At 70.7% G+C, this 24,708-nt stretch carries 25 protein-coding genes; 14 read left to right on the top strand and 11 right to left on the bottom strand.

Annotated features, from left to right (window positions below):
- The first annotated feature begins 4 nt into the window (after window positions 1-4).
- The 7 genes from nadC (at window position 5) to ACGFRF_RS39250 (ending at window position 4,624) form a co-directional block, all read left to right on the top strand.
- Entirely contained in the window at window positions 5-982 is a 978-nt protein-coding gene (gene nadC / locus ACGFRF_RS39280; protein ID WP_393748534.1) for a carboxylating nicotinate-nucleotide diphosphorylase, read from the top strand.
- A gap of 5 nt (window positions 983-987) precedes the next feature.
- Window positions 988-1,785, top strand: coding sequence for a type III pantothenate kinase (locus ACGFRF_RS39275; RefSeq protein ID WP_393748532.1), 798 nt, complete (start codon window positions 988-990; stop codon window positions 1,783-1,785).
- A 154-nt stretch (window positions 1,786-1,939) separates the two neighbouring features.
- Entirely contained in the window at window positions 1,940-2,596 is a 657-nt protein-coding gene (locus ACGFRF_RS39270; protein WP_393748580.1) for a hypothetical protein, read from the top strand.
- Window positions 2,597-2,731: 135 nt separating this feature from the next.
- Window positions 2,732-2,914, top strand: a complete 183-nt coding sequence (locus tag ACGFRF_RS39265; RefSeq protein WP_393748530.1) for a hypothetical protein — start codon at window positions 2,732-2,734, stop codon at window positions 2,912-2,914.
- Between the two features lie 178 nt (window positions 2,915-3,092).
- A complete protein-coding gene (locus tag ACGFRF_RS39260; protein WP_393748528.1) occupies window positions 3,093-3,542 on the top strand; it encodes a BlaI/MecI/CopY family transcriptional regulator in 450 nt (149 codons plus the stop codon).
- A gap of 9 nt (window positions 3,543-3,551) precedes the next feature.
- On the top strand, window positions 3,552-4,085 hold the full coding sequence (locus tag ACGFRF_RS39255; protein WP_393748526.1) for an amino-acid N-acetyltransferase: 534 nt from the start codon (window positions 3,552-3,554) through the stop codon (window positions 4,083-4,085).
- Window positions 4,086-4,288: 203 nt separating this feature from the next.
- The gene (locus tag ACGFRF_RS39250) at window positions 4,289-4,624 is read left to right on the top strand and encodes an Lsr2 family protein (RefSeq protein ID WP_030751806.1); all 336 of its coding nucleotides are present in this window, start codon (window positions 4,289-4,291) and stop codon (window positions 4,622-4,624) included.
- 11 nt (window positions 4,625-4,635) lie between these two features.
- On the opposite strand, the gene ACGFRF_RS39245 is transcribed toward ACGFRF_RS39250, so the two are convergent.
- Window positions 4,636-5,391 (bottom strand): SCO3374 family protein, encoded by a 756-nt coding sequence (locus tag ACGFRF_RS39245; RefSeq protein WP_393748524.1) that lies wholly within the window; start codon window positions 5,389-5,391, stop codon window positions 4,636-4,638.
- Between the two features lie 430 nt (window positions 5,392-5,821).
- On the opposite strand from ACGFRF_RS39245, the gene ACGFRF_RS39240 reads away from it, so the two are divergent.
- Window positions 5,822-8,347 carry an ATP-dependent Clp protease ATP-binding subunit gene (locus ACGFRF_RS39240; protein WP_393748522.1) on the top strand — a complete coding sequence of 842 codons (2,526 nt, stop codon included), beginning with the start codon at window positions 5,822-5,824 and terminating at the stop codon, window positions 8,345-8,347.
- A gap of 75 nt (window positions 8,348-8,422) precedes the next feature.
- On the opposite strand, the gene ACGFRF_RS39235 is transcribed toward ACGFRF_RS39240, so the two are convergent.
- Window positions 8,423-9,028 (bottom strand): HAD family acid phosphatase, encoded by a 606-nt coding sequence (locus ACGFRF_RS39235; RefSeq protein WP_393748520.1) that lies wholly within the window; start codon window positions 9,026-9,028, stop codon window positions 8,423-8,425.
- A 454-nt stretch (window positions 9,029-9,482) separates the two neighbouring features.
- Here ACGFRF_RS39235 and ACGFRF_RS39230 point away from each other — a divergent pair, with 454 nt between their 5' ends.
- Entirely contained in the window at window positions 9,483-10,034 is a 552-nt protein-coding gene (locus tag ACGFRF_RS39230; RefSeq protein ID WP_393748518.1) for a M23 family metallopeptidase, read from the top strand.
- A 1-nt stretch (window position 10,035) separates the two neighbouring features.
- Here the strand turns inward: ACGFRF_RS39230 and ACGFRF_RS39225 are convergent, their stop codons facing one another.
- Complete coding sequence (locus tag ACGFRF_RS39225) at window positions 10,036-10,635, bottom strand: TetR/AcrR family transcriptional regulator (protein ID WP_393748516.1); 600 nt, start codon at window positions 10,633-10,635, stop codon at window positions 10,036-10,038.
- 126 nt (window positions 10,636-10,761) lie between these two features.
- Here ACGFRF_RS39225 and ACGFRF_RS39220 point away from each other — a divergent pair, with 126 nt between their 5' ends.
- From ACGFRF_RS39220 to ACGFRF_RS39210, 3 genes are all read left to right on the top strand, one after another.
- A complete protein-coding gene (locus ACGFRF_RS39220; RefSeq protein WP_393748514.1) occupies window positions 10,762-12,339 on the top strand; it encodes an MDR family MFS transporter in 1,578 nt (525 codons plus the stop codon).
- Window positions 12,340-12,466: 127 nt separating this feature from the next.
- Window positions 12,467-12,943: a helix-turn-helix transcriptional regulator gene (locus ACGFRF_RS39215; RefSeq protein ID WP_393748512.1), complete on the top strand. Its 477-nt coding sequence runs from the start codon at window positions 12,467-12,469 to the stop codon at window positions 12,941-12,943.
- A complete protein-coding gene (locus tag ACGFRF_RS39210; protein WP_393748510.1) occupies window positions 12,940-13,374 on the top strand; it encodes a VOC family protein in 435 nt (144 codons plus the stop codon). The genes ACGFRF_RS39215 and ACGFRF_RS39210 overlap by 4 nt, the downstream gene beginning before the upstream one ends.
- 71 nt (window positions 13,375-13,445) lie before the next feature.
- On the opposite strand, the gene cseC is transcribed toward ACGFRF_RS39210, so the two are convergent.
- The 5 genes from cseC to ACGFRF_RS39185 form a co-directional block, all read right to left on the bottom strand.
- Window positions 13,446-14,801 carry a two-component system sensor histidine kinase CseC gene (gene cseC / locus ACGFRF_RS39205; protein ID WP_393748508.1) on the bottom strand — a complete coding sequence of 452 codons (1,356 nt, stop codon included), beginning with the start codon at window positions 14,799-14,801 and terminating at the stop codon, window positions 13,446-13,448.
- An 11-nt stretch (window positions 14,802-14,812) separates the two neighbouring features.
- Window positions 14,813-15,517, bottom strand: coding sequence for a two-component system response regulator CseB (cseB, locus tag ACGFRF_RS39200; RefSeq protein WP_393748506.1), 705 nt, complete (start codon window positions 15,515-15,517; stop codon window positions 14,813-14,815).
- A 34-nt stretch (window positions 15,518-15,551) separates the two neighbouring features.
- Entirely contained in the window at window positions 15,552-16,202 is a 651-nt protein-coding gene (locus ACGFRF_RS39195) for a hypothetical protein (protein WP_393748504.1), read from the bottom strand.
- The gene (locus ACGFRF_RS39190; protein WP_030177423.1) at window positions 16,190-16,729 is read right to left on the bottom strand and encodes a SigE family RNA polymerase sigma factor; all 540 of its coding nucleotides are present in this window, start codon (window positions 16,727-16,729) and stop codon (window positions 16,190-16,192) included. Before ACGFRF_RS39190 ends, ACGFRF_RS39195 begins: the two co-directional genes overlap by 13 nt.
- A 294-nt stretch (window positions 16,730-17,023) precedes the next feature.
- Complete coding sequence (locus ACGFRF_RS39185; protein WP_393748502.1) at window positions 17,024-17,899, bottom strand: A/G-specific adenine glycosylase; 876 nt, start codon at window positions 17,897-17,899, stop codon at window positions 17,024-17,026.
- Between the two features lie 180 nt (window positions 17,900-18,079).
- Between ACGFRF_RS39185 and ACGFRF_RS39180 the strand changes: the two genes are divergently transcribed.
- Window positions 18,080-18,904: a hypothetical protein gene (locus ACGFRF_RS39180; protein ID WP_393748500.1), complete on the top strand. Its 825-nt coding sequence runs from the start codon at window positions 18,080-18,082 to the stop codon at window positions 18,902-18,904.
- 137 nt (window positions 18,905-19,041) lie between these two features.
- Here ACGFRF_RS39180 and disA read toward each other — a convergent pair whose 3' ends face one another.
- Window positions 19,042-20,166, bottom strand: coding sequence for a DNA integrity scanning diadenylate cyclase DisA (gene disA / locus ACGFRF_RS39175; RefSeq protein ID WP_067052714.1), 1,125 nt, complete (start codon window positions 20,164-20,166; stop codon window positions 19,042-19,044).
- A 79-nt stretch (window positions 20,167-20,245) separates the two neighbouring features.
- Window positions 20,246-21,655, bottom strand: a complete 1,410-nt coding sequence (gene radA, locus ACGFRF_RS39170; RefSeq protein ID WP_393748498.1) for a DNA repair protein RadA — start codon at window positions 21,653-21,655, stop codon at window positions 20,246-20,248.
- Between the two features lie 200 nt (window positions 21,656-21,855).
- Between radA and ACGFRF_RS39165 the strand changes: the two genes are divergently transcribed.
- Window positions 21,856-23,532, top strand: a complete 1,677-nt coding sequence (locus ACGFRF_RS39165; protein WP_393748496.1) for a hypothetical protein — start codon at window positions 21,856-21,858, stop codon at window positions 23,530-23,532.
- A gap of 289 nt (window positions 23,533-23,821) precedes the next feature.
- Here ACGFRF_RS39165 and ACGFRF_RS39160 read toward each other — a convergent pair whose 3' ends face one another.
- Window positions 23,822-24,661, bottom strand: a complete 840-nt coding sequence (locus tag ACGFRF_RS39160; protein ID WP_393748494.1) for a hypothetical protein — start codon at window positions 24,659-24,661, stop codon at window positions 23,822-23,824.
- Between the last annotated feature and the right edge of the window lie 47 nt (window positions 24,662-24,708).

Genomic DNA, 24,708 nt, shown 5'->3' with positions numbered 1-24,708 from the left:
AGACGTGAGCACCGACGACCTTCCCCTCGCCTCGACCGGCGGCTGCGGCGACGGCTGCGCCTGCGGCGCCGAGGGGGACGAGGAGTACCTGGAGTGCGGGCTCGACCCCGCGCTCGCCGAGCTGCTGGCCGCCGCCGGGCTCGACCCCATCGAGGTGGAGGACATCGCCAACGTCGCCATCCAGGAGGACCTGGACGGCGGTGTGGACGTGACCACCGTGTCGACCATCCCCGAGGACGCGGTGGCCACCGCCGACTTCACCGCGCGCGAGGCGGGCGTCGTGGCCGGCCTCCGGGTCGCCGAGGCCGTGCTCTCCGTGGTCTGCACGGACGAGTTCGAGGTCGAGCGGCACGTCGAGGACGGCGACCGCGTGGAGGCCGGGCAGAAGCTGCTGTCGGTCACCACGCGTACGCGTGATCTGCTCACCGCCGAGCGCAGCGCCCTGAACATCCTGTGCCGGCTGTCCGGCATCGCGACCGCCACGCGCGCGTGGGCGGACGTCCTGGAGGGCACCAAGGCGCGCGTGCGGGACACCCGGAAGACGACCCCCGGCCTGCGCTCCCTGGAGAAGTTCGCCGTGCGCTGCGGCGGGGGCGTCAACCACCGCATGTCGCTGTCCGACGCGGCGCTGGTGAAGGACAACCACGTGGTCGCGGCCGGTGGCGTCGCGCAGGCCTTCAAGGCCGTGCGGGAGGCCTTCCCGGAGGTGCCGATCGAGGTCGAGGTCGACACCCTGCACCAGCTGCGCGAGGTCGTGGACGCGGGCGCCGACCTGATCCTGCTGGACAACTTCACGCCGGGCGAGTGCGCGGAGGCCGTCGGCATCGTCGGCGGCCGGGCGCTGCTGGAGGCCTCCGGCCGGCTCACCCTCGGCACCGCGCGCGCGTACGCCGACACCGGCGTGGACTTCCTGGCCGTCGGCGCGCTCACCCACTCGTCGCCGATCCTGGACATCGGCCTGGACCTGCGCGAGGCGGAGTAACGGCCATGCTGCTCACGATCGACGTCGGCAACACGCACACCGTCCTCGGCCTGTTCGACGGCGAGGACATCGTCGAGCACTGGCGCATCTCCACGGACGCGCGCCGCACGGCGGACGAGCTGGCGGTCCTGCTCCAGGGCCTGATGGGCATGCACCCGCTGCTCGGCGAGGAGCTGGGCGACGGCATCGACGGCATCGCGATCTGCGCGACCGTCCCCTCGGTCCTGCACGAACTGCGCGAGGTCACCCGGCGCTACTACGGCGACGTGCCCGCCGTCCTGGTCGAGCCGGGCGTGAAGACGGGCGTGCCGATCCTCACCGACAACCCCAAGGAGGTGGGCGCCGACCGGATCATCAACGCGGTCGCGGCCGTCGAGCTGTACGGCGGCCCCGCGATCGTCGTGGACTTCGGTACGGCGACCACGTTCGACGCGGTCTCCGCGCGCGGGGAGTACGTCGGCGGCGTCATCGCGCCCGGCATCGAGATCTCCGTGGAGGCGCTCGGCGTCAAGGGCGCGCAGCTGCGGAAGATCGAGGTGGCCCGGCCGCGCAGCGTGATCGGCAAGAACACCGTCGAGGCCATGCAGGCGGGCATCGTGTACGGGTTCGCCGGACAGGTCGACGGGGTCGTCGGCCGGATGGCCCGGGAACTGGCGGACGACCCGGACGACGTGACGGTGATCGCCACGGGCGGGCTCGCGCCGATGGTGCTGGGGGAGTCCTCGGTGATCGACGAGCACCAGCCGTGGCTGACGCTGATCGGGCTGCGCCTGGTGTACGAGCGGAACGTCGCGCGTCTGTGAGGTGACCGGCGCCCTTGGGGGTGCCGACCCGCGCGTGACCCCGGTCGAGGGAAACCGGAAGCGACACGCGGCGACATAACATCCCGATCCGTCACTTTTGTCCGATTAGCGGTACCGTCGCCGCATGCCCACGCCATACGGATCCCGCGGCGGCATGGCGTTCGGCGTGGAGGAGCTGCGTGTGCTCCGCCGCGCCCTCGCCCTCGCCCTTCACCCCGGCCAAGCGTCCGCCGAGGACGTCCAGGACTGCTTCCGCCTCGCCGAGTCGCTCGACGAGGCGATGAGCGAGGGCGCCAGACTGCGCGCCTTCCTGGTGGCCGACCTCGGGCGGTACCGTGCGGCCCTGCCGGGCACCGCCGTCGGCTACCTCGCCGTCCTGGAGGAGGCGCTGGGCGCCGGGCACCGGCCGACAGCGGACGACCTCGCCGCGCTCCGGGCACTGCGCGGGAACCCCGCGGCGGCCGCCCTCCTGGACCGCTGCCAGGCGCTGGCCGAGCAGGACGTACGGGCCCGGTTCGCACAGGGCGCGCGCAAGGTCCCGGCCCCCGCCGTACCGCCCTCCCGCACCCGCCTGCCGGCCCTCCCCGGCGGTACGGGCGGCGTCGGGCCGCGGCAGGCCGAGGAGGCGCCGGAACCCGCGCAGAAGCCGGCTCCCAAGCCCGCGCCGAACCCCGCGCCGGCTCCGGCGCGGCCCGCCCCGCAGGAGCCGGCGCCGAAGCGGCCCATCCCCACGCCGGGCGAGGTGTTTCCGCGCCGCAAGCCGATGCCTCCGGCGGATGCGGCCGGGAGTCGCCGGCTGGCCGCCGGCTGAGCCTGCGGCCGACGGCCGGTTCCGCTCTCCCACCCGCACCCCTGCGCTGTCGCGCTCGGGTGCGGGTGGTCCCGTTGTCGGCGGGTTCGCGCACCCCGGCCCTTTCCGCCGTTCCCGCGTGGCTACTCTGGTGGCATGGACTATGTCTCCGCGCTCGTGCCCCCCATCGTCATGGCCGCGTTCTTCATCGGTGTGGTCAGGGTGATCGTGAAGACCCAGGGCGGGGCCGCCAAGACCAAGGAGGACGCGGCCGTCGACGCCGCACTCGCACGCGCGGAGGGTGCGCGCCAGGCCCCCGCCGGCGGCGGCAAGGCCTGAGCCGGCGGCACTCGTCGGCTGTCCCTCACCGGTGCGGGAAGCAGCCCGCACCGTCTGAGCGGTACGCCCTTTTTGTTCATATTCGTCGGCTTAGCGCACGTCCGGTATGCATTGCCGGGATCTCCCACTATTGTTCTGAGCTGTGCCTCGCCCATTGGGAGAACTCGAAGACGCGGTCATGACGCGGGTGTGGAAGTGGAACCGCCCGGTGACCGTTCGAGAAGTCCTGGAAGACCTGCAGCAGGAACGCTCCATCGCGTACACCACCGTGATGACCGTTTTGGACAATCTCCATCAGAAGGGCTGGGTGCGCCGCGAGGCCGAAGGGCGCGCCTATCGATATGAGGCCGTCTCCACGCGAGCCGCGTACGCCGCAGCCCTGATGAACGACGCCTGGTCGCAGAGCGACAACCCGGCCGCCGCTCTCGTCGCCTTCTTCGGGATGATGAGCGAGGAACAGCGTCAGGCCCTCAGGGACGCCGTACGCATCGTCCAGGGTCCGGAACAAACCCGGGAAGCGCCCGAAGGCCGGCCGGAAGCTCCGCGACAGGTGGCCGGGCAACAGGAACCCCCCGAAGCCCGGCAAGAGGAGAACCCCGGCTCGGCAGAGGACGGCGCCGGGCGATAGCGTCCGCTCATGTCAGCAGAGCGTCCCGAAGTCCCCGCAAAAGCCATCACCGTCCGGCGGGCCCGGACCAGCGATGTTCCGGCCGTACGCCACCTCCTCGACGCCTACGTCCGCGACCGCATCCTGCTCGACAAAGCCACGGTCACGCTTTACGAGGACATCCAGGAGTTCTGGGTCGCGGAACGCGACGACAACGCCGAGGTGGTCGGCTGCGGTGCGCTGCACGTCATGTGGGAGGACCTCGCGGAAGTCCGCACTCTGGCCGTGAAGCCCGGTCTCAAGGGTGCCGGCGTCGGCCATCAGTTGCTGGAGAAGTTGCTGCAGACCGCGCGCTGGCTCGGCGTTCGCCGGGTTTTCTGCCTGACCTTCGAAGTCGACTTCTTCGGGAAGCACGGCTTCGTGGAGATCGGTGAGACACCGGTGGACACCGATGTGTACACGGAGCTCTTGCGTTCCTATGACGAGGGCGTCGCGGAGTTCCTCGGTCTCGAACGAGTGAAACCGAACACCTTGGGCAACAGCCGGATGCTTCTGCATCTGTGATCGTCATTGCCCGGGTGCCCTATGTCCGAAACGCGCATGTTTCCGGACGGGGGCGGTCCACCGGGTCTCTCCCAGGGGTTTGTGTTTTTCCGGCAAAAGCGGTTTGCTTTCCGACGTACTGCAGTACTGCATATAACAGGGGCGGCGAAACGGCGGACGCCGACACCCCCTGACCCTGAACGTTATCGATGAAAGGAAATCCGGTGGCACAGAAGGTTCAGGTCCTTCTTGTCGACGACCTCGACGGCGGCGAGGCGGACGAGACCGTGACGTTCGCGCTGGACGGCAAGACCTACGAGATCGATCTCACGACCGCCAATGCGGACAAGCTGCGCGGCCTTCTCGACCCCTATGTGAAGGGTGGTCGTCGTACCGGCGGCCGTGCTTCGGGCGGACGTGGAAAGGCGCGTGCCGCTTCCGGCGGCAACCAGGACACCGCGGCGATCCGCGCCTGGGCGAAGGAGAACGGTTACGAGGTCAACGACCGCGGCCGTGTTCCCGCGTCCATCCGCGAGGCCTACGAGAAGGCCAACGGCTGATTCCGCGCCGCCTACGAGAACGCCGACGGCCGATCCCGTCGGCAGGCGGGCGGTCCGGCGCACGCGCGCCGCAGCCGGACCCGGTGACACTGCGCTGCCACCGTGTCCACCAGTCGCACGAGATCGGGGGCGCTCCCCTCGCGCCCCACGGCCGGCAGTGCCGGCAGCGAGGCCTCGACCTCGCACCCCTGGCCGGGGGGCCGCAGCCATACGGCGGCCCCCTGTACGGAACCGGCACGCACGGGAACGGCGCCGTCGAAGGACACCGCGGGCGCGAGCGGTGCCGACGGCGCGACCGGTGACGTAGGTGCGACTGCCGCCATCGGTGACGCGGGCGGGCTCGGCCGGACCGGTGCCATCGGTGCCGCCATGGTGTCCCCCGCCCCCAGGACCCGCAGGTCGAGGGTGACGGCGCTCCACTCCAGCCAGTCCAGCAGCCCCGGCAGCTCCTCCGCGCTGCCCGCGGCCACCAGCAGCCCCATCCGGTCGCCCAGCAGGGCCACCGGAGAGCCCGGCGCGAGATGCCGGAGCGCACCGGCGCCCGCCTCGGCCGGCACGTCCAGGACGTCGAACCGCACGCCGGTGAGCAGCCGCAGCGGCCGTCCGGGCACTGTCGCCCAGCCCAGTTCGTTCTCGTACCAGTGCCGGGTCCGGGCATCCGGGTCGGCCGGAGGAGCGCAGGGTGATTCCGGTTCCGGATCGAGGGGTCGACGAGGAAGGGGGACCGTATGGGTCTCCGAGGGTGTCCTGGGGGCCGCGCCAGCCATGCCCCGTGCAACCGCCGAAGCAAGCGGCAGGTTACGCTAGGTGCTTTGTCGAATGCGCAGAGTGCCGAAAAAGAGGGCGCGTGAGGCGTGGGGGAGGCGCAAGGTTGTTCGCCCATAGCGGAGGGAACCGGTGCGCGCGGCATGGAGTGTCAGTCCCTGCGGGTAAGACATGCCTAGTGGGAGGGGGCGACACGCAGGACGGGCCGTCTCACGTTCGCCATCGGCGTACTGGCGAGTGGGGTAACTGCCTGGCCTGCGGGAACATCGTCTCGCACCATCGGGTTGGAGCAGATGTCGGCGTTCGGGGTCAGGAGGCCATCGACGGTGTCGGCAGTTGGAATGAGCGGTCCCCGCTTGCGGGACTAAGCTGCGGAAGGACAGGGAGGGGAAGTTCCCCCCACTGCCTGACCGCTCTGAGGAGCGATTAACGATGTTCGAGAGGTTCACCGACCGCGCGCGGCGGGTTGTCGTCCTGGCTCAGGAAGAAGCCCGGATGCTCAACCACAACTACATCGGCACCGAGCACATCCTCCTGGGTCTCATCCACGAGGGCGAAGGTGTCGCCGCTAAGGCCCTGGAGAGCCTCGGCATTTCGCTTGAGGCGGTCCGCCAGCAGGTGGAGGAGATCATCGGTCAGGGCCAGCAGGCCCCGTCCGGGCACATCCCCTTCACCCCCCGTGCCAAGAAGGTCCTGGAGCTGTCGCTCCGCGAGGCCCTTCAGCTGGGCCACAACTACATCGGCACGGAGCACATCCTGCTCGGCCTGATCCGTGAGGGCGAGGGCGTCGCCGCCCAGGTCCTGGTCAAGCTGGGCGCAGACCTCAACCGCGTGCGGCAGCAGGTGATCCAGCTGCTCTCCGGTTACCAGGGCAAGGAGACCGCCACCGCCGGCGGCCCTGCGGAGGGCACCCCCTCGACGTCCCTGGTCCTCGACCAGTTCGGCCGGAACCTCACCCAGGCCGCTCGTGAGTCCAAGCTCGACCCGGTCATCGGGCGCGAGAAGGAGATCGAGCGGGTCATGCAGGTGCTCTCCCGCCGTACGAAGAACAACCCGGTGCTGATCGGTGAGCCCGGCGTCGGCAAGACCGCCGTCGTCGAGGGCCTCGCCCAGGCCATCGTCAAGGGCGAGGTGCCCGAGACGCTCAAGGACAAGCACCTCTACACGCTGGACCTCGGCGCCCTGGTCGCCGGCTCCCGCTACCGCGGTGACTTCGAGGAGCGCCTGAAGAAGGTGCTCAAGGAGATCCGCACCCGCGGCGACATCATCCTGTTCATCGACGAGCTGCACACGCTGGTTGGTGCGGGTGCCGCCGAGGGTGCCATCGACGCCGCTTCGATCCTGAAGCCGATGCTGGCCCGCGGTGAGCTGCAGACCATCGGTGCGACCACGCTGGACGAGTACCGCAAGCACCTGGAGAAGGACGCGGCCCTGGAGCGCCGCTTCCAGCCCATCCAGGTCGCCGAGCCGTCCCTGCCGCACACGATCGAGATCCTCAAGGGTCTCCGTGACCGGTACGAGGCCCACCACCGCGTCTCCATCACCGACGAGGCGCTGGTCCAGGCCGCCACCCTGGCCGACCGGTACATCTCGGACCGCTTCCTGCCGGACAAGGCGATCGACCTGATCGACGAGGCCGGTTCCCGGATGCGTATCCGCCGGATGACCGCGCCGCCGGACCTGCGCGAGTTCGACGAGAAGATCGCCGGCGTCCGCCGCGACAAGGAGTCCGCGATCGACTCGCAGGACTTCGAGAAGGCCGCCTCGCTGCGCGACAAGGAGAAGCAGCTCCTGGCCGCCAAGGCGAAGCGGGAGAAGGAGTGGAAGGCCGGCGACATGGACGTCGTCGCCGAGGTCGACGGCGAGCTGATCGCCGAGGTCCTCGCCACGGCCACCGGCATCCCGGTCTTCAAGCTGACCGAGGAGGAGTCCAGCCGCCTGCTCCGCATGGAGGAGGAGCTGCACAAGCGGGTCATCGGCCAGACCGACGCCGTCAAGGCGCTGTCGAAGGCGATCCGCCGTACGCGTGCGGGCCTGAAGGACCCGAAGCGTCCGGGTGGTTCGTTCATCTTCGCCGGCCCGTCCGGTGTCGGTAAGACCGAGCTGTCCAAGGCGCTCGCCGAGTTCCTCTTCGGTGACGAGGACGCGCTGATCTCCCTCGACATGTCGGAGTTCAGCGAGAAGCACACGGTGTCGCGTCTCTTCGGTTCGCCCCCCGGCTACGTGGGCTACGAAGAGGGCGGCCAGCTGACCGAGAAGGTCCGCCGCAAGCCGTTCTCCGTCGTCCTCTTCGACGAGGTCGAGAAGGCCCACCCGGACATCTTCAACTCGCTGCTGCAGATCCTGGAGGACGGTCGCCTGACCGACTCCCAGGGCCGGGTCGTGGACTTCAAGAACACGGTCATCATCATGACGACCAACCTCGGCACCCGGGACATCTCCAAGGGCTTCAACCTCGGCTTCGCGGCCGCGGGTGACACGAAGACCAACTACGAGCGCATGAAGAACAAGGTGTCGGACGAGCTGAAGCAGCACTTCCGCCCCGAGTTCCTCAACCGCGTCGACGACGTGGTCGTCTTCCCGCAGCTGACGCAGGAGGACATCCTGCGGATCGTCGACCTGATGGTCGGCAAGGTGGACGAGCGCCTGAAGGACCGGGACATGGGCATCGAGCTGTCCCAGTCCGCCAAGGAGCTGCTGTCCAAGAAGGGTTACGACCCGGTGCTGGGCGCCCGGCCGCTGCGCCGTACGATCCAGCGCGAGATCGAGGACACGCTCTCGGAGAAGATCCTCTTCGGCGAGCTGCGCCCCGGTCACATCGTGGTCGTGGACACCGAGGGCGAGGGCGACGCCCAGACCTTCACCTTCCGGGGTGAGGAGAAGTCGGCGCTTCCCGACGTCCCGCCGATCGAGCAGGCGGCCGGCGGTGCCGGGCCGAACCTGAGCAAGGACGCGTAAGCGTCACGGCCGAGCGGCCAGGGAAAGGGGCCGGTGCTTTCGGGCACCGGCCCCTTTCGCATGCCCGGAAGCGGTCTACGACAACTGCCCGTCGTAGTCCGGCAGTTTGAACGTCTTCTCGGCGTGGCCGCCCGAGAGGTCGGTGGCGCTGTTACCGATGTTCGCGATGATCGTGTAGCCCTGGTTCTCGATGTCGACGCGCTGGGCGGTCTTGTAGGCGGCGACGTCCTTGAAGAGGTCGAACAGGCCGCGGACGTGGAGCCCGGAGACGTCGTAGCCGTCGTGTTCGAGGTTGTACTCGGTGGGCCAGTACAGGACGCCTGGGCGGGCGGTGACGAAGAAGAGCCGGACGTCGTGTCCCTGGGCGTACCGGGCGACGTCCAGGACGGGCTTGTTGGCCGGCTGCGGGTAGCTGAAGCCGTAGTCGGTCTCCAGCGTGGTGTTGTCGATGTCGAAGACGATCGCCTGCTTCTCGCCCGGCGCGGCGGCGGCGATGCGGCCCTTCAGATACGGCAGGGCCTGGTCCATCACCGCCTGGCAGTCCTGCTGCCAGGTGGTGTAGTCGGCCTTCGTGGAGGAGCTGCTGGTGGTCGCGGCCTCGGCCGGGGCGGCCGTCGCGGCCAGGGCGGCCACGGAGACGGCGGTCACGGATATGCGGCGCGTCCAGGGGCGTCTGGTCATCGGGTGGGGGTCCTCTCACGTCCGTACACGTGCCTGAATGTCAGGGGCATGATCTTTGGTGAGGGTGGCGCGAGGGGAACCGTAGGGTTACTGGACGGTAGGTGCCTAGAGGCCTGCATCACATTTCCGGGGCGGTCGATGTGAGCCGCCGGTGATAAGCCGCACAGGCGAAATGTCCGGTACTAGCCCTGATAGTGGGATCTGCTGGATGGACAAAACGGACTAAATAGGGACCTTCATTGCGGAAGCTCGCGGGAAAGAACCACGTCGTCAGGGGCGTGCGAAGCGAGGGGCGGGGTGTCAAGAAAGGAGTTGGCTTCACGGTCATCTACTAGTCGATGCCGTAGATGGGGCATTTTGGGCGAGATGGGGCGCTCGGTTACCAAGGGATGGCCGCACCGGTGAACGTCTGTCCGCCGGGTGGCCGACCTGCTCCCGAGTTCACGAGGTTTCGATGTTCCAGCGCGTCACGTCCCGCTCTTCCCGTACGTCTTCGCTCCGCAACCGCGTGGCCGTCCTGGCTGCCGGCATCGGCGCCACGGCCGTGCTGGGGACCGGGATCGCGAGCGCCGCGGCACCGTCCGCTGCCTCCTGGGTCGACCCGGTGAAGAAGTACACGCTCTCCGCGAGCTTCGCCCAGGCCGGCGGCCACTGGGTCGCCAAGCACAGCGGCCAGGACTTCGCCGTGCCGACCGGCACCGAGGTTGTCGCCGCGCACGGCGGCACCGTCGTCAAGGCGGGCCCCAACGGTGCCGGCGACGGCCCCGCGTACGGCAACGCCATCGTCGTCAAGCACGGCAACGGCACCTACTCGCAGTACGCGCACCTGTCCCGGGTCGACGTCAAGATCGGCCAGATCGTCAAGACCGGCCAGCACATCGCCCTGTCCGGCTCCACCGGCAACTCCACCGGTCCGCACCTGCACTTCGAGATCCGCACCACCCCGAACTACGGCTCGGCCGTCGACCCGGTCGCGTTCCTGCACGCCAAGGGTGTGAAGGTCTGACCTAGTCCGTCCCGTGGGTGCGCTCGTGCGCCTGCGTGACCAGGTCCATGGCGACCTCGAGAACGGCCGCGCGCCGCTTCTCGAGGTCGTCTTCCAGGTCCTGCATCACGAACATCCCGGCGTGCAGCGTGAACATCGCGCTGACGCAGCGGACCTGCTCCACGAGCGGCGCCTCGGGGTCGATGAGGATGTCCCTGAAGCCGCGCAGCCGGTCCTTGAAGGTCTCACCGATGCGCAGTTCCCGCACGGTCGCCTGGTTCTCCTGCATGAAGCGGAAGAGCGGTGCCGCACCGGCCAGCGCCTCGCTGTAGCGGCGGATGATGTCCTGTTTCGTCTCCAGGGTGTGCGGCTGCTCCCGGCCCCACTCGATCAGGTCCTCTATCGGTTTCGTCAGGTCCTTGAAGAGGCTGACGATGATCTCTTCCTTCGTCTTGAAGTGGTAGTACAGGGCCGCCTTGGTGACGTCGAGACGCTCGGCGATCTCGCGCAGGGAGGTCTTCTCGTACCCCTGCTCCGCGAAGAGTTCGAGGGCCACGTCCTGGATGCGCTGGCGGGTGTTGCCGCGGCGCTGCTGCTTGGTGCCGTCCATGGTGCCGCCCATCCTCGTACTCCTCGCGCTTCCGCGGAAACTTACTTGACGCCCGGCTAGTTGCGGGGCTACCTTCCCAGTGTAGTGAACTAGCCGGGCGGCAAGTAAGTAACCGTCGCAGGGGGAGTTGGGGAAGAGATGGCGGACGCGGTCCAAGGCGTCACGGAGAGCAAACAGGGCAAGAGCGTGCGGGTCGTGGTGCTCGCGCTCATGATCGCGATGATGCTCGCGATGCTGGACAACATGATCGTCGGTACCGCCATGCCGACGATCGTCGGGGAGCTGGGCGGCCTGGAACACCTGTCCTGGGTGGTCACCGGGTACATCCTGGCCACCGCGGCCTCGACCCCGGTCTGGGGCAAGGTCGGGGACATGTACGGGCGCAAGGGCGCCTTCCTCACCTCGATCGTGCTCTTCCTGATCGGCTCGGTGCTGAGCGGCATGGCCCAGGACATGGGCCAGCTGATCGGGTTCCGGGCCGTTCAGGGGCTCGGGGCCGGGGGTCTGATCGTCGGAGTCATGGCGATCATCGGCGACCTCGTACCGCCGCGGGAGCGCGGGAAGTACCAGGGCATGATGGCCGGCGTCATGGCGCTGGCGATGATCGGCGGCCCGCTGGTCGGCGGCACCATCACCGACAACTGGGGCTGGCGCTGGACCTTCTACATCAACCTGCCGCTCGGCGCGGTCGCGCTCGCACTGGTCGCCGCCGTACTGCACCTGCCCAAGAAGCGCGCCGAGGCGGGCATCGACTACCTCGGTGTCGTGCTGCTGACCGTCGGCATCACCTCCATCGTCCTGGTCACCACCTGGGGCGGCACCGAGTACGCCTGGACCTCCGCGCGGATCATGGAGCTGATCGGCATCGGTGTGGCCACGCTGGTCGGGTTCGTGTTCTGGCAGACCAGGGCCGCCGACCCGGTCCTGCCGCTGCACATCTTCCAGAGCCGCAACTTCACCCTGATGACGATCATCGCCTTCATCGCCGGGTTCGTGATGTACGGGGCCACGCTGTTCCTGCCGCTGTACCAGCAGGCGGTGCAGGGGGCCTCCGCGACCAACTCCGGTCTGCTGCTCCTGCCGATGCTCGGCGCGATGCTCGTGACCTCGATGATCGCCGGCCGGGTCACCACCAACAGCGGCCGCTACAAGGTCTTCCCGCTCGCCGGCGGTGTCCTGATGATCGCCGGTCTGTACCTGCTGTCGCTGATGGACACGGACACGAACCGGCTGACCTCCGGCATCTACATGGCCGTGCTCGGCGCGGGCATGGGCTGCCTGATGCAGATCACCATGCTGGTGGCGCAGAACAGCGTGGAGATGAAGGACATGGGCGTCGCGTCCTCGTCCGCGACCCTGTTCCGTACGCTCGGCTCCTCCTTCGGTGTGGCCATCATGGGCGCGCTGTTCAACCACCGGGTCCAGGACGTCATGGCCGAGAAGGCCGGCGCGTCGGGTGCGAGCATGACCCGGAACTCGGCGCAGCTGGACAAGGAGAGCCTCGAGAAGCTGCCGGAGGTGGCACGGCAGGCGTACCAGCACGCGGTGTCCGCCGGTATCCACTCGGCGTTCCTGCTGGGCGCGGTGGTCTCGGCGCTGGTGCTGGTCGCGGGGCTGTTCGTCAAGGAGGTGCCGCTGCGCAGCGGGCCGCAGCAGCAGGCTCCTGCGGAGGACGGCGACGAGATGGCTCCGGCCCCCGTCGTCGAGGCCGTCTGACCGTCCGGCCCACACCCTCGGCCGAAGGCCCCCTGGCGTCCGCTCGGGGGCCTTCGGCCTTGCCGCCCGCCGCGGTTGTTCCCGCCGGTCGGCAGCGATGTCAGTGGCCCGTGTCACCATCGGACCCATGGACAAGATCCGCCGGTTGCGCCTGGCCAAGGACGCGATGGACCGGGACTGGGCCGACCCGGGCCTCGACCTGGACGCGCTGGCGGCACACGCCGGGTACTCGCGATACCACTTCCTGCGCGCCTTCAAGGACGTCTACGGCGAGACGCCCGGCCAGTATCTGACCCACCGGCGGATCGAGCGGGCCGAGGAGATGCTGCGCGGCGCCAACCTCACCGTGACCGAGATCTGCACGCTGGTCGGCTTCAGCAGCCTCGGCACGTTCTCCGCCCGCTTCAAGGCCCGTACGGGGCTCACCCCGAGCGAGTACCGCACGCGGCACGTGGGCCGCGGCGCCTCCCTCATACCCGGTTGCTACGCCATGCTCTGGGCCGGCGGCTTCAACACCGCAACGTCGAAGAAGCGTGCCGAGCCCGGCCCTGCCTACGGTGACGAGCGGGAACAGCAGCCTCGCGACAGGAGAGCGGAGCCATGATCAAGGGCCTGGGCATCACCACCGTATGGACCACCGACCAGCAGCGGACGAAGGCGTTCTTCACCGAGAAGCTGGACTTCGAGGTGCGCAGCGACCTCGCCATGGGCGACATGCGCTGGGTCACCGTCGGCGCCAAGGACCAGCCCGGTGTGGAGCTGGCGCTGATGAGCCTGGACGGTCCGGGGCTGGACCCCGAGTCCGCGAAGGCGCTGAGGAAGCTGGTCGCCAAGGGGGTGCTGGGGGCCGGTGCGTTCCGTACGGACGACTGCCGGGGCGACTACGAGACCTTCAGGGCGCGGGGCGTGGAGTTCCTCCAGGAGCCGCAGGAGCGGCCGTACGGCATCGAGGCGATCTTCCGCGACGACAACGGCAACTGGTACTCGCTGACCGAGCGCAGCGACGAGCTGGACCTCTCGAAGGACTGGGCCTGAGCCAAGGGCCGGTCACGGGCTCGGTCGGCGTCCGCTGAAGCGCTCAGCTGAAAAGGCTCGGCTGAAAGCGCTCAGCCGGTGCCGCCGGAGAGGGGCATCATCGGGTAGCTGCCGGTGTTCGTCGGGGCGTGTTCCGGAAGCCACAGGACGGCCACCGCGCCCTCCGCGCGCACGCCGGCGGGGGCTCCGGCGGGGCCCACGTTGCGGAACGTCAGACGGGCGCCCAGCACCCGGGCCTGGCCGGCCGCGATGGTCAGGCCCAGGCCGTGGCCCTGCCCGGCACGGTCCTTGCTGCCGGTGCGGAACCGGCTCGGGCCCTCGGCGAGCAACTCCTCGGGGAAGCCGGGCCCGTGGTCGCGGATCCGGATGACCCGCCCCTCGACGGTCACCTCGATCGGCGGCCGGCCGTGCCGGGCCGCGTTGGCGAGCAGGTTGAACAGCACCCGCTCCAGCCGCCGCGGGTCGGTGGTGACCTCCGACTCGTGCACCACCCGCACGACGATGTCCGGATCCTTGGCGGCCACCCGCCGGGCGACGAACTCGCCGAGCACGAGGTCCTGCAACTCGGCCCGCTCGGAGGCCCCGTCGAGGCGGGCGACCTCCAGGACGTCCTCGACGAGCGTGCGCATGGCCTTGGCCCGGTCCAGGACCAGTTCGGTCGGCCGGCCGGGGGGCAGGAGTTCGGCGGCGGTCAGCAGGCCCGTCACCGGGGTGCGCAGCTCGTGCGCGATGTCGGCGGTGACCCGCCGCTCGGCCTCGATGCGCTGCCGCAGCGCGTCCGCCATGGCGTCCACCGCGCGCGCGAGATCGTCGGTCTCGTCCCGTACGACCCCGCCGATGGCCTCCCGCACCCGCACCTCGGTCTCGCCCTTGGCGACCTGGTTCGCGGCGGCCGCCGCCTTGCGCAGCCGCCGGGACAGCTGCCCGCCGATCAGCACACCGAGCGCGCTGCCGCCCAGCACGACCGCGACGGAGCCGATGACCAGGGCCTGGTCGAGGTCCTTCATCACATCGGTGGAGCGGTCCGGCAGGTGGCTGTGCAGGGACAGCACATGCCCGTCCTTGACCGGCACGGCCGCCCAGATGTCCGGTACCCCGCCGTGGTCGCTGACGTCGCTGGCCCGGCGGCCCTGTTCGACCTTCTCGCGCAGCGCGGCCGGCAGCTCGGGGTCGTCGACCTTGATGTTGGGGAAGTTCGGCCCGCGCTTCTGCTCGTAGTTGCGCTGGGCGATCTGGACCCGCTGGTTGGCCAGGTCGCGCGCGTTGTCCAGCATCGAGACCCGGGCCGCGTTGTGCACGACCAGGCTGAGCGCTATCGCCACCAGCCCCGCCACCAGCGCGATCGCCGCGCTGAGCTTCCATCTGAGCCCGGTCCTGAGCCCCGCCCGCTCCATGCGCCGTACCGGTCGCCGAAGGATCCCCCGCATGTCCGCCCCGTTCAGGCCTTCAACTTGTAGCCGAAGCCGCGGACCGTCTCGATCCGGTCCTGGCCGATCTTCTGGCGCAGCCGCTGCACATGCACGTCGACGACCCGGGTGTCCCCGCCCCAGCCGTAGTCCCACACGCGCTCCAGCAGCTTGTCGCGGGAGAGCACGGTGCCCGGCGCGGAGGAGAACTCCAGCAGCAGCCGCATCTCGGTCGGGGTGAGCGCCACCGGCTGTCCGGCCCGGCGCACCTCCATGCCCTCGGTGTCGATCTCCAGATCGCCGAAGCTCAGGGTGCCGCCGTTCACCGCGGAGGCGGACCCCTCCTGCTGCGCGGCCCCCAGGGCGTGCCCGAAGCGGCGCAGCACCGCGCGGATCCGCGCGACCAGGACGGCGCCGTCGAACGGCTTGGTCACATAGTCGTCGGCGCCCGCCTCCAGGCCGAGGACGACGTCGATGGAGTCGGCACGCGCCGACAGCATGATCACGGGAACGGTCGACTCGTCCCGGATGCGACGGCAGAGGCTGACGCCGTCCAGACCGGGGACCATGACGTCCAGGAGCGCGATGTCGGGGCGGTTCGCCCGGAACGCCTCCAGGCCCGACAGCCCGTCGGGCATCGCGGTGACCGCGAAGCCGTCCCGCTCCAGGGCGAGCTGGGTGGCCTCGCGGATGACGTCGTCGTCCTCGACGAACAGGACGTGGGTCTGGTCTGCCATCCGGTGCTCTCTGTCCTCGGGGTGTGCGTGGGGGTCAGTTGTCGGGCGCGGGCGTCGCGTCGCCGCCGACCTTGCTGTAGTCGGTCTCGTGGCTGCTCATCCGGGCGAACCGGCCCGCTCTCCACCGGTACGTGATCACGGTCTCCCTGGACGGGTTCGAGACCGGATCGTCGGTGTCGTACACCTGCTTGGTCACGGTCAGGTCGGTGCCGTCGATCTCCGAGTAGACCGGCGACTCCTCCGCCTTGAACACATTCCTGTACGTGCCTCCGACGTCCCGGTACACGTACGTGCCGATGCCCACCCAGTCGCCGCAGGTCACCACGTTGACGACGACGTCGTCGACGGATCCGCCGGTCAGGTCGCCGTAGGAGACGTCGACCGGGTAGTCGTCGCCGCTGCACGGCTTCAGCTCCCGCTTCACCGTCGCGGAGACCGTCGGGTCCTTCTTGACCAGCCCGACCGCGTCCACCCGCCGGTGGCTGCCGGAGGGGCTCGGGCTGGGCGAGGCGATGGCTCCCGCCACCGCCGACGCGTGGGCCGGGCCCTCGTCCCTGGCCCCCGTGCCCCCCGTGCCGCACGCGGCGACGAAAAGGCTGAGGGCGGTGATCGAGGCCACCGCCGCGATCACCGCCAATGAACTGCCTCGGACCTGGTCAGGCCCGGCCCAGGTCAGGCCGCGCAACGCTCCCGCTCCTCACGCTCCAGCGCGCGTGCGTCCAGATCGCGGGCCTCCAGCTCCTCGCGGAGCCGGGCGAGCGCCCGGTGCAGCGTGCTCTTGACCGTACCGGCCGACATGCCGAGGGCGGCGGCCGTCTCCTCCGTGGACATCTGCTCCCAGTGTCGCAGCACCACGACACTGCGCTGCTTCGGTGCGAGCACTTTCATGATGTCCATCAACAGGGCCCGGTCGGCGTGCTGCTCGGTGGAGTCCTCCACGGAGGCGTCCGGCAGCTGCTCGGTCGGGACCTCCTCCAGCTTGCGCGCCCGCCACCACTCGGTGCGGGTGTTGATCATGACGCGACGCAGGTAGGCGTCGGCGAGCCGCTTGTCGGCGATGCCCTCCCAGCGGCCGTACGTCCGCACGAGCGCGGTCTGCAGCAGGTCCTGGGCGTCGACGGGGTCGGGTACCAGTCGGCGTGCGCTGCGCAGCAGCGCGTCCTGCCGGGTGCGGACGTACTCCTCGAATTCGAGCACCTCACCCTGCGCCATGATCAACCGCCTCCGTTCCCCGTCGGCTCCGGCTCGCGCCCGAAGCCCTGCTGTCCCCGTGCCGCGTGGTCTGCCGGGCACGGAAATGAAGCTACGGAGCGGTTGTCACGGGGCTGTGCGGACCAGCCTGCGGCTAGCAATCGGCTATCCGTCGGTTGTGTAACGGAAGGAGGAACGGGGTAGGGCGAACGGTCGTTATGTCCGCTTATGGTGTGCTTTGTTGGCCCGGACGTCTGGTAACGGGCCCCCGGCGACCGTCACTTGGCCGGCCGCCGGCCGTCACACGGCCACCCGTCAGCCGAGCGGCAGCCGGTACAGACTGCCCGGCAGCGGCTCCACCAGACCGTCCGCGACCAGTCCGTCGAGCGCGCGGGCGCGCTGCACCGGCTCGTGCCACACCCGGTCCAGCACCGCCTGCGGCACCGGCGCGTGCGCCTCCCGCAGCACGGCGAGCAGCTTGCCGCGCACCTGCCGGTCCGTGCCGGCGTACGTCTGCCCACGCCGGGGCGGCCCCGCGTGCTCCGGCTTGCCCGCGAGCCGCCAGGCGCACTGCGCGGCGATCGGGCACCGCTGGCAGCCCTCGTTCTTCGCCGTGCACACCAGCGCGCCCAGTTCCATGGAGGCGGCGGCCCACCGGGCGGCGGTCCGCTCGTCCTCCGGCAGCAGTTCCCGGGCCAGACGCCGTTCGGCGGCGGTGGTCGCGTTCGGCGGGTACTGCACACCGCTCACCGCCCGCGCGAAGACCCTGCGGACATTGGTGTCCAGGACCGGATACCGCTGCCCGTACGCGAAGGAGGCGACGGCCGCGGCCGTGTACTCACCGATCCCGGGCAACGCCAGCAGCTGTGCGTGATCCGTCGGTACGTCCCCGCCGTGCCGTTCCGTTATGGCGGTCGCGGCGCCGTGCAGCCGCAGGGCCCGGCGCGGGTAGCCGAGCCGGCCCCAGGCGCGCACCGCCTCGCCCGGAGCCTCCTTCGCGAGGTCGGCGGGGCGCGGCCAGCGGGCCAGCCACTGCTCATAGACGGGCAGGACCCGGCTGACCGGGGTCTGCTGGAGCATGAACTCGCTGACCATCACACCCCACGGGCCCGCCTCCGGGCGGCGCCAGGGGAGGTCGCGGGCGTGGGCGTCGAACCAGGCGATCACGGGGGCGTGAAGCTTCTCAGTCATGGCCTTCCGATCCTGCCACGGCTTGGCGGGCCGGGTGGGTGACCGCGCGGTCACCGAGCGTGGCGGTGAGTGAAGAAGCATGCGGTTGACGGCAGTTACCAAGATGATGATCCGGAAAAGTTGGTGTGCGCGCGGCGGGTGGGGCGGGCAAGCGTCGCGATCTCTCGTACAGTTTGCGCCGTGGGATCTCTGCGCAATCCGGTCGGGCCGCTTCCCTCCACCATCTACTGGCGTCGGAGGGTCGTACTGCTGTCCGCGGTCGCCCTGTTGGCGCTCCTGATCACGTGGATCGTCACCGCCGGCGGCGGGGGCGGGAAGAAGAACGCCGACGGATCCGACGGCAAGAACCCCACGCACACCATCACGCCGGGGCCGAGCCCGTCCGGTTCCGCGATCAGCCAACGCCCGGGCGGACGCGACGAGTCGGGCGGCGGAGACTCCGGTGGCAGCGGTTCCGCCTCCGGCGGCACCGGCGGCTCGGGCGACGGCTCATCGGGGTCTGCCGGCCCGTCCGGGTCCGCCGGGGCGGGCGGTGGCTCGGGATCGGGCTCCGGAGGCGGCGACGTCGGTACGGCAGACACGATCCCGGCGTCCTCCACGCTGTCCGACTGCACCTCCAGCGCGGTGACGTTCGGCCTGCGCAGCCTGCACAACTCCTACTCGCCGGACCAGACGCCGACCTTCGAACTCACCGTGAAGAACGCGTCCTCCGTCGACTGCAAGGTCGACCTCGGGCCGAAGAGCGCGGTGCTGACGATCACGCCGGCGGACGGGGACGACGCGTTCTGGTCGTCGGCCGACTGCCCCAAGGGCGCGGGGAGCCTGGTGTACCGGGTGCCGGCAGGGCAGAGCATCACGTACGCGGTGAAGTGGGACCGCAAGCCGAGCGCTCCGCAGTGCGCGACGCCCGCCGGGGGTTCGGCGAAGGCCGGTACGTACCTGTTGGAGGCCAAGACGCCGGGCTTCGCGAAGGCGCAGACGTCGTTCGTGCTGTCGGCGGACTGACGGGACCGACCGGACTGACGATTGCCCGCGGTTGCGGGAGCGCCCCGAAGGCGCCGGTGGACCTGCGCGATGAGCCCCCACGGGCCCGCGGCCGCCACAGCTCGCGGTGCCCGAGCCGGTAGGCGCCCGCCCCGAACTCAGACGTACCGCTCCAGGATGGAGGACTCGGCCAGGCGCGACAGGCCCTCCCGTACGCTCCTCGCCCGCGCCTCCCCCACGCCGTCCACGGTCTGCAGGTCGTCCACACTCGCGGCGAGCAGCTTCTGCAGCCCGCCGAAGTGTTCCACCAGGCGGTCGATGATCGCGCCCGGAAGGCGCGGAACCTTCGCGAGGAGCCGGAAACCCCGCGGGGACACCGCCGAGTCGAGGGTCTCGGGAGAGCCGGTGTAGCCGAGCGCCCGCGCCACCGTGCCGAGTTCGAGCAGCTCCGCGTGGGTCAGGGCGTCCAGCTCGGACAGCGCCTCCTCGACCGTGCGGGAGCGCTTCGCCGTCGGCTCGGGGACATAGTCCCGGACGACCAGCTCGCGGTCGGGCTCGACCCCGGCGATCAACTCCTCCAGCTGGAGGGCGAGAAGACGCCCGTCGGTGCCCAGTTCGACCACGTATTCGGCGATTTCGGTGGCGATGCGGCGGACCATCTCCAGGCGCTGCGCGACCGCGGACACGTCCCGGACCGTCACCAGGTCCTCGATCTCCAGCGCCGACAGCGTGCCCGCGACCTCGTCCAGGCGGAGCTTGTACCGCTCCAGCGTGGCCAGGGCCTGGTTCGCGCGGGAGAGGATCGCGGCGGAGTCCTCCAGGACACGGCGCTGACCGTCCACGTACAGGGCGATCAGCCGCATCGACTGGGAGACGGAGACCACCGGGAAGCCGACCTGCTTGCTCACCCGGTCCGCCGTGCGGTGCCGCGTGCCCGTCTCCTCGGTGGGGATCGTCGGGTCCGGCACCAGCTGGACACCGGCGCGCAGGATCTTCGACAGGTCCGACGACAGCACGATGCCGCCGTCCAGCTTGCACAGCTCCCGCAGCCGGGTGGCCGTGAACTCGACGTCCAGGACGAAACCGCCCGTGCACATCGCCTCGACCGTCTTGTCGGAGCCGAGGACGATGAGGCCGCCGGTGTTGCCACGGAGGACCCGCTCCAGGCCGTCGCGCAGGGCGGTGCCCGGAGCCACGGCGCTCAGCGAGGCGCGCATCAGGCCATCGGAACCGGCACTCCCACCGGACTTTCCGGGAGCTGCTGCCCGGTCGTTGGCTGCCACTGCACTCCTCCGGTCGCAGGTTCTGACGCGCTCCCGGCCCGCACTCGGTTCGTACGGACGGGCGAGACCTGCGCAAAGTCTACCGGCGCTCTTCCGCCTCCCGCGGGGCCTCTCGGCGACGGGAGCGCGGCAGCACCCGGAGCGCGTCCCCCATGTCGGCGACTTCCAGGACCTTCATGCCGGCCGGCACCTTGCCCGGATCGGTCGGCACGAGCGCGTGCGTGAAGCCCAGCCGATGCGCCTCGGCGAGCCTGCGCTGCACGCCCGTGACCCGTCTGACCTCGCCCGCGAGGCCCACCTCGCCGATCGCCACCAGGTTCTTCGGCAGCGGGGTGTCACTGGCGGCGGAGGCGAGCGCCAGGGCGATGGCGAGGTCGGCGGCCGGTTCCGACAGCTTCACGCCGCCGACCGTCGCGGAGTAGATGTCCCGCTTGCCGAGCGCGCTGATCCGGCCCCGCTGCTCCAGGACAGCCAGCATCATCGACACGCGCGAGGTCTCCAGGCCCGAGGTGGTGCGGCGCGGGGAGGGGATCTGGGAGTCGACGGTCAGCGCCTGCACCTCGGCCACCAGCGGGCGGCGGCCCTCCAGGGTGACGGTCAGGCAGGTGCCCGGGACCGGTTCGGCACGGCGTGTCAGGAAAAGTCCGCTGGGGTCCGCGAGGCCCGTGATGCCCTCGTCGTGCAGTTCGAAGCAGCCGACCTCGTCGGTCGCGCCGTAGCGGTTCTTCACGCCCCGCACCAGGCGCAGGCGCGCGTGGCGGTCGCCCTCGAAGTGCAGGACGACGTCCACCAGGTGCTCCAGCAGGCGGGGGCCCGCGATGGCGCCGTCCTTGGTGACATGGCCCACCAGGAGCGTGGACATGCCGCGTTCCTTGGAGGCGCGGATGAGGGCGCCGGCGACCTCCCGGACCTGGGCCATGCCGCCGGGTGCGCCCTCGATCTCCGGGGAGGCCACCGTCTGCACGGAGTCCAGGATCAGAAGGGACGGCTTGACCTCGTCCAAGTGGCCGAGGACGGCGGACAGATCGGTCTCGGCGGCCAGATACAGATGGTCGTCGAGGGCGCCGATGCGGTCGGCGCGCAGCCGCACCTGGCTCGCCGACTCCTCACCGGTGACATACAGGGTGCGGTGCTCGGAGGAGGCGGACTTGGCGGCCACGTCCAGCAGCAGGGTGGACTTGCCGACGCCGGGCTCGCCGGCGAGGAGCACCACCGCGCCGGGTACGAGGCCGCCGCCGAGCACCCGGTCCAGCTCGGGCACGCCGGTCGTGCGGGCGGTGGCCTGGCGGCCGTCCACCTGGCCGATGGGCAGCGCGGAGCTGGTCACGCGGCCCGGTGCCGTCGTACGGACCGCGGGCGCGCCGTACTCCTCGACCGTGCCCCAGGCCTGGCATTCCGGGCAGCGGCCGAGCCACTTGGCCGTCTGCCAGCCGCACTCGGTGCAGCGGTAGGACGGGCGGTCCTTGGTGGTCTTGGTACGGGCAGCCATGCGGAAACCGTAGCCCGCGGCACTGACAACGGGACCGGGGGCCGCGTGTGGGTGATCCGGTATCGGCCACCACCCGTCGGGAACCGGCCGCGGAACAAAGGGCTCCTGTCCCCTATTGAGGGATCGTTTCACCCGTACGGATTAAAAGTGCTCAAGGTTCCAGAAGGGGCACTCCGCCGCCGCCTACGGTCGCACGGGTGATGAGCAGCAGCCCGGAGACCACGACCCGCACCACAGGCGCGCACCGGGTGCACCGGGAGGCGCGTGATCGCGCCGCCGCGCGCACCGTCGCCCAGCGGCCGCCGGCGCGCTACGAACCGTACTTGGACGGTCTGTTCACCTACTGTCTGTCGGTGCTGTGCGAGCACGACGCGGCCACCGCGGCCCTCGGTGACGTCCTCGCCCTGGCCGAGCGGCGCGGCCACCGCGTCCCGGAGGCCCCGGCCGACCGCAGGGCCTGGCTGTACGCGCTGGCCCGCTGGGCGTGCCTGCGCAAGCTGGCCGAGGCCAAGCAGAAACGTCAGGCCACCCACGCGGCGGGCCGTACCGCCGCCGGCAGAGCGGTCCCCGAGTCGTCCGTCGACCCCGAGGTCCAGGACCGGCGGCGCCGCGAACTGGCCCTGCTGGCCTGGCCGGAGGCGGCCGGCACGACCCCCGAGCAGCGCGAGGCACTGGAACTCGCCGTCCGCCACCACCTCGCCGCCCATGAGGTCGCCGCCGTCCTCGGCATGCCACCCGCCGCCGCGCGCGAGCTGCTCGCCGCGGCCGCCTGCGAGGTCGAGCGCACCCGCGCGGCCCTCGCCGTCGTCGAGACCGGCGGCTGTCCGAGCGTGGCCCACCTCACCGGGGACAGCCGGCTGGTCCTCAGCACCGCGCTGCGCCGCGAGCTGGTCCGGCACGTCGACGACTGTCCGCGCTGCCGCCGCACCGCCGAGCGCGCCGTCCCCGGCCACTGGCCCGGCGCCACGGTCACTCCGGCCGAGCTGCCCGTCCTGGAGGCCCCCCGTGCGGCCCTGCACACGGCCCTCGCCCACCACGCACGCGTGCGGGGCGCCGCCGCACCCCGCTTCGACCGGCGTGGCTTCCCGATGGACCCCAAGGACCGCGCGGCCCGCCGCGACCGCCTCCGCGCGCGTGCCGTCACGACGACCGTCGTCGCCACGGTCGTCGCTGCCCCCGTGCTCGCCCTGTGGGCCGCCTACCGGGGGGCTCCGGCGGGTGGCGAGGACGGCCACTCCGCCACCGCGCGCGAGGCACAGGGGCCCGACACGCTCGGCACCGATGCGGCGGGCGGCTACGAGAACGCGGGCAACGCCAGCGTGAAGCCCGGGGCCCGGACCGGCAAGAACGGCAAGCCGGACGTCTCCGTGGAGGTCGTGAGCGTCTCCGGCAGCGGTGAGAAGGGCGCCGGCCAGCTCGCGGTCAGCGCGGCCAACGACGGCGACACCACGCTGATCACCCTCACCGCGTCGGGTTCCGCGCCGGTGCGCTGGTCCGCGTCCACCTCGGCGGCCTGGCTCTACTTCAGCCAGTCCTCGGGAACCCTGGAACCCGGCGAGACGTTGACGATCAAGCTGTACGTCGACCATCTGCGCGAGCCCTCCGGCCACTGGCACGCACAGGTGGCGATCTCCCCGGCCGGGGCCGTGGTCACCATCGACGGCTACGGCACCGCGCCGAGCCGCCCCACGCCCCTCCCGTCGTCCGCCGACCCCGACCCGACGCCGTCCAGCACACCCCCCACCGACCCGCCGACCAGCCAGTCCCCGCCGCCCTCCCCTTCACCCACGACCCCCACCGACCCACCGCCGTCCGACTCCCCGACACCCACACCGACACCGAGCGACACCGAGACTCCGAGCCCGTCGGACAGCTAGGGCCCGGAGCGCGAGGGGAAGCGAAGTGCGACGGGAAGCGACGTGCGAAGGGGACGGTACGCAGCAGGCCGTGGCGGCCCGCGGCGGTCGGCAGATCCGTTCCACGCCGGGACGGCCGGAGCGCCGGGCACCAGGACGAAACGCCAGGCAAGCGGTGTCGCGGCGGGGCGAAGGGGCGTTCGTCACCCGGGGCAGTGGAGCGAATCTGCCCTTCAGCCCGCACCGCACCACGCGTCACGGCGGCCACCCCTCGGGCGGCCTGCCTTTCGGTCGGCGTCGTCCCGTGGAGCTACGGCGCCGGATCGGCCGGGTGCGGAGCCACCAGCGGCAGCTGCGACGCCAGGCGCTGTTCGCACAGCTCGACCAGGCGGTCGTAGCCGGCCTTGCCCATCAGCTCGGTCAGCTCGGCCCGGTAGGAGACGTACACCGGCTCGCCCGCGCCGTGCGCCGAGGTCGCCGACGTGCACCACCAGTGCAGGTCGTGGCCGCCCGGACCCCAACCCCGGCGGTCGTACTCGCCGATGGACACCTGCAGCACGCGCGTGTCGTCCGGCCGGTCGATCCAGTCGTACGTCCGCCGGATCGGCAGCTGCCAGCACACGTCCGGTTTGGTCTCCAGCGGCTCCCGGCCCTCCTTCAGGGCGAGGATGTGCAGCGAGCAGCCCATGCCGCCCGCGAATCCGGGACGGTTCTGGAAGATGCAGGACCCCTGGAAGGGCCGCGTCTGCCGGGACCCCTCCTCGTCCTGCGAGACCCACCCGTTCCGCGTGCCCTCGTCGTGGTGCTGCCAGATGTCCGGGGTGAGCCGGGCCACATGCTCGGCGACCCGCTTCTCGTCGTCCTCGTCGGAGAAGTGGGCACCCAGCGTGCAGCACCCGTCGTCCGCGCGGCCCGCCTCGATGCCCTGGCAGCCGCTGCCGAAGATGCAGTTCCAGCGAGAGGTCAGCCATGTCAGATCGCAGCGGAAGACCTGCTCGTCGTCCGCCGGATCAGGGAACTCCACCCAGGCGCGCGCGAAGTCGAGCCCCTTCTCGTCGCTCACCTTCGGCCCCTTGGATGCTTTGGCGCCCTTGCGAACCTTGTCCGCCTTATCCGATTTACCGGAGTTCGCCTTTTTCGTCTTTGGCACCTGTCCAGGGTAAGTGGCCCGGGCCCACTCCGGGGGCCGAGCAGGGA

Source organism: Streptomyces sp. NPDC048521, assembly GCF_043199855.1.
Lineage (GTDB): Bacteria > Actinomycetota > Actinomycetes > Streptomycetales > Streptomycetaceae > Streptomyces.
This window is presented reverse-complemented; position numbering and strand designations above follow the sequence as displayed.

Coding starts and splice junctions, on each gene's coding strand:
- ACGFRF_RS39275 (WP_393748532.1), top strand. CDS start 988: ATGCTGCTCACGATCGACGTCGGCAACACGCACACCGTCCTCGGCCTG.
- ACGFRF_RS39270 (WP_393748580.1), top strand. CDS start 1,940: ATGGCGTTCGGCGTGGAGGAGCTGCGTGTGCTCCGCCGCGCCCTCGCC.
- ACGFRF_RS39265 (WP_393748530.1), top strand. CDS start 2,732: ATGGACTATGTCTCCGCGCTCGTGCCCCCCATCGTCATGGCCGCGTTC.
- ACGFRF_RS39260 (WP_393748528.1), top strand. CDS start 3,093: ATGACGCGGGTGTGGAAGTGGAACCGCCCGGTGACCGTTCGAGAAGTC.
- ACGFRF_RS39255 (WP_393748526.1), top strand. CDS start 3,552: ATGTCAGCAGAGCGTCCCGAAGTCCCCGCAAAAGCCATCACCGTCCGG.
- ACGFRF_RS39245 (WP_393748524.1), bottom strand. CDS start 5,391: ATGGCTGGCGCGGCCCCCAGGACACCCTCGGAGACCCATACGGTCCCC.
- ACGFRF_RS39240 (WP_393748522.1), top strand. CDS start 5,822: ATGTTCGAGAGGTTCACCGACCGCGCGCGGCGGGTTGTCGTCCTGGCT.
- ACGFRF_RS39235 (WP_393748520.1), bottom strand. CDS start 9,028: ATGACCAGACGCCCCTGGACGCGCCGCATATCCGTGACCGCCGTCTCC.
- ACGFRF_RS39230 (WP_393748518.1), top strand. CDS start 9,483: ATGTTCCAGCGCGTCACGTCCCGCTCTTCCCGTACGTCTTCGCTCCGC.
- ACGFRF_RS39225 (WP_393748516.1), bottom strand. CDS start 10,635: ATGGGCGGCACCATGGACGGCACCAAGCAGCAGCGCCGCGGCAACACC.
- ACGFRF_RS39220 (WP_393748514.1), top strand. CDS start 10,762: ATGGCGGACGCGGTCCAAGGCGTCACGGAGAGCAAACAGGGCAAGAGC.
- ACGFRF_RS39215 (WP_393748512.1), top strand. CDS start 12,467: ATGGACAAGATCCGCCGGTTGCGCCTGGCCAAGGACGCGATGGACCGG.
- ACGFRF_RS39210 (WP_393748510.1), top strand. CDS start 12,940: ATGATCAAGGGCCTGGGCATCACCACCGTATGGACCACCGACCAGCAG.
- cseC (WP_393748508.1), bottom strand. CDS start 14,801: ATGCGGGGGATCCTTCGGCGACCGGTACGGCGCATGGAGCGGGCGGGG.
- cseB (WP_393748506.1), bottom strand. CDS start 15,517: ATGGCAGACCAGACCCACGTCCTGTTCGTCGAGGACGACGACGTCATC.
- ACGFRF_RS39190 (WP_030177423.1), bottom strand. CDS start 16,729: ATGGCGCAGGGTGAGGTGCTCGAATTCGAGGAGTACGTCCGCACCCGG.
- ACGFRF_RS39185 (WP_393748502.1), bottom strand. CDS start 17,899: ATGACTGAGAAGCTTCACGCCCCCGTGATCGCCTGGTTCGACGCCCAC.
- radA (WP_393748498.1), bottom strand. CDS start 21,655: ATGGCTGCCCGTACCAAGACCACCAAGGACCGCCCGTCCTACCGCTGC.
- ACGFRF_RS39165 (WP_393748496.1), top strand. CDS start 21,856: ATGAGCAGCAGCCCGGAGACCACGACCCGCACCACAGGCGCGCACCGG.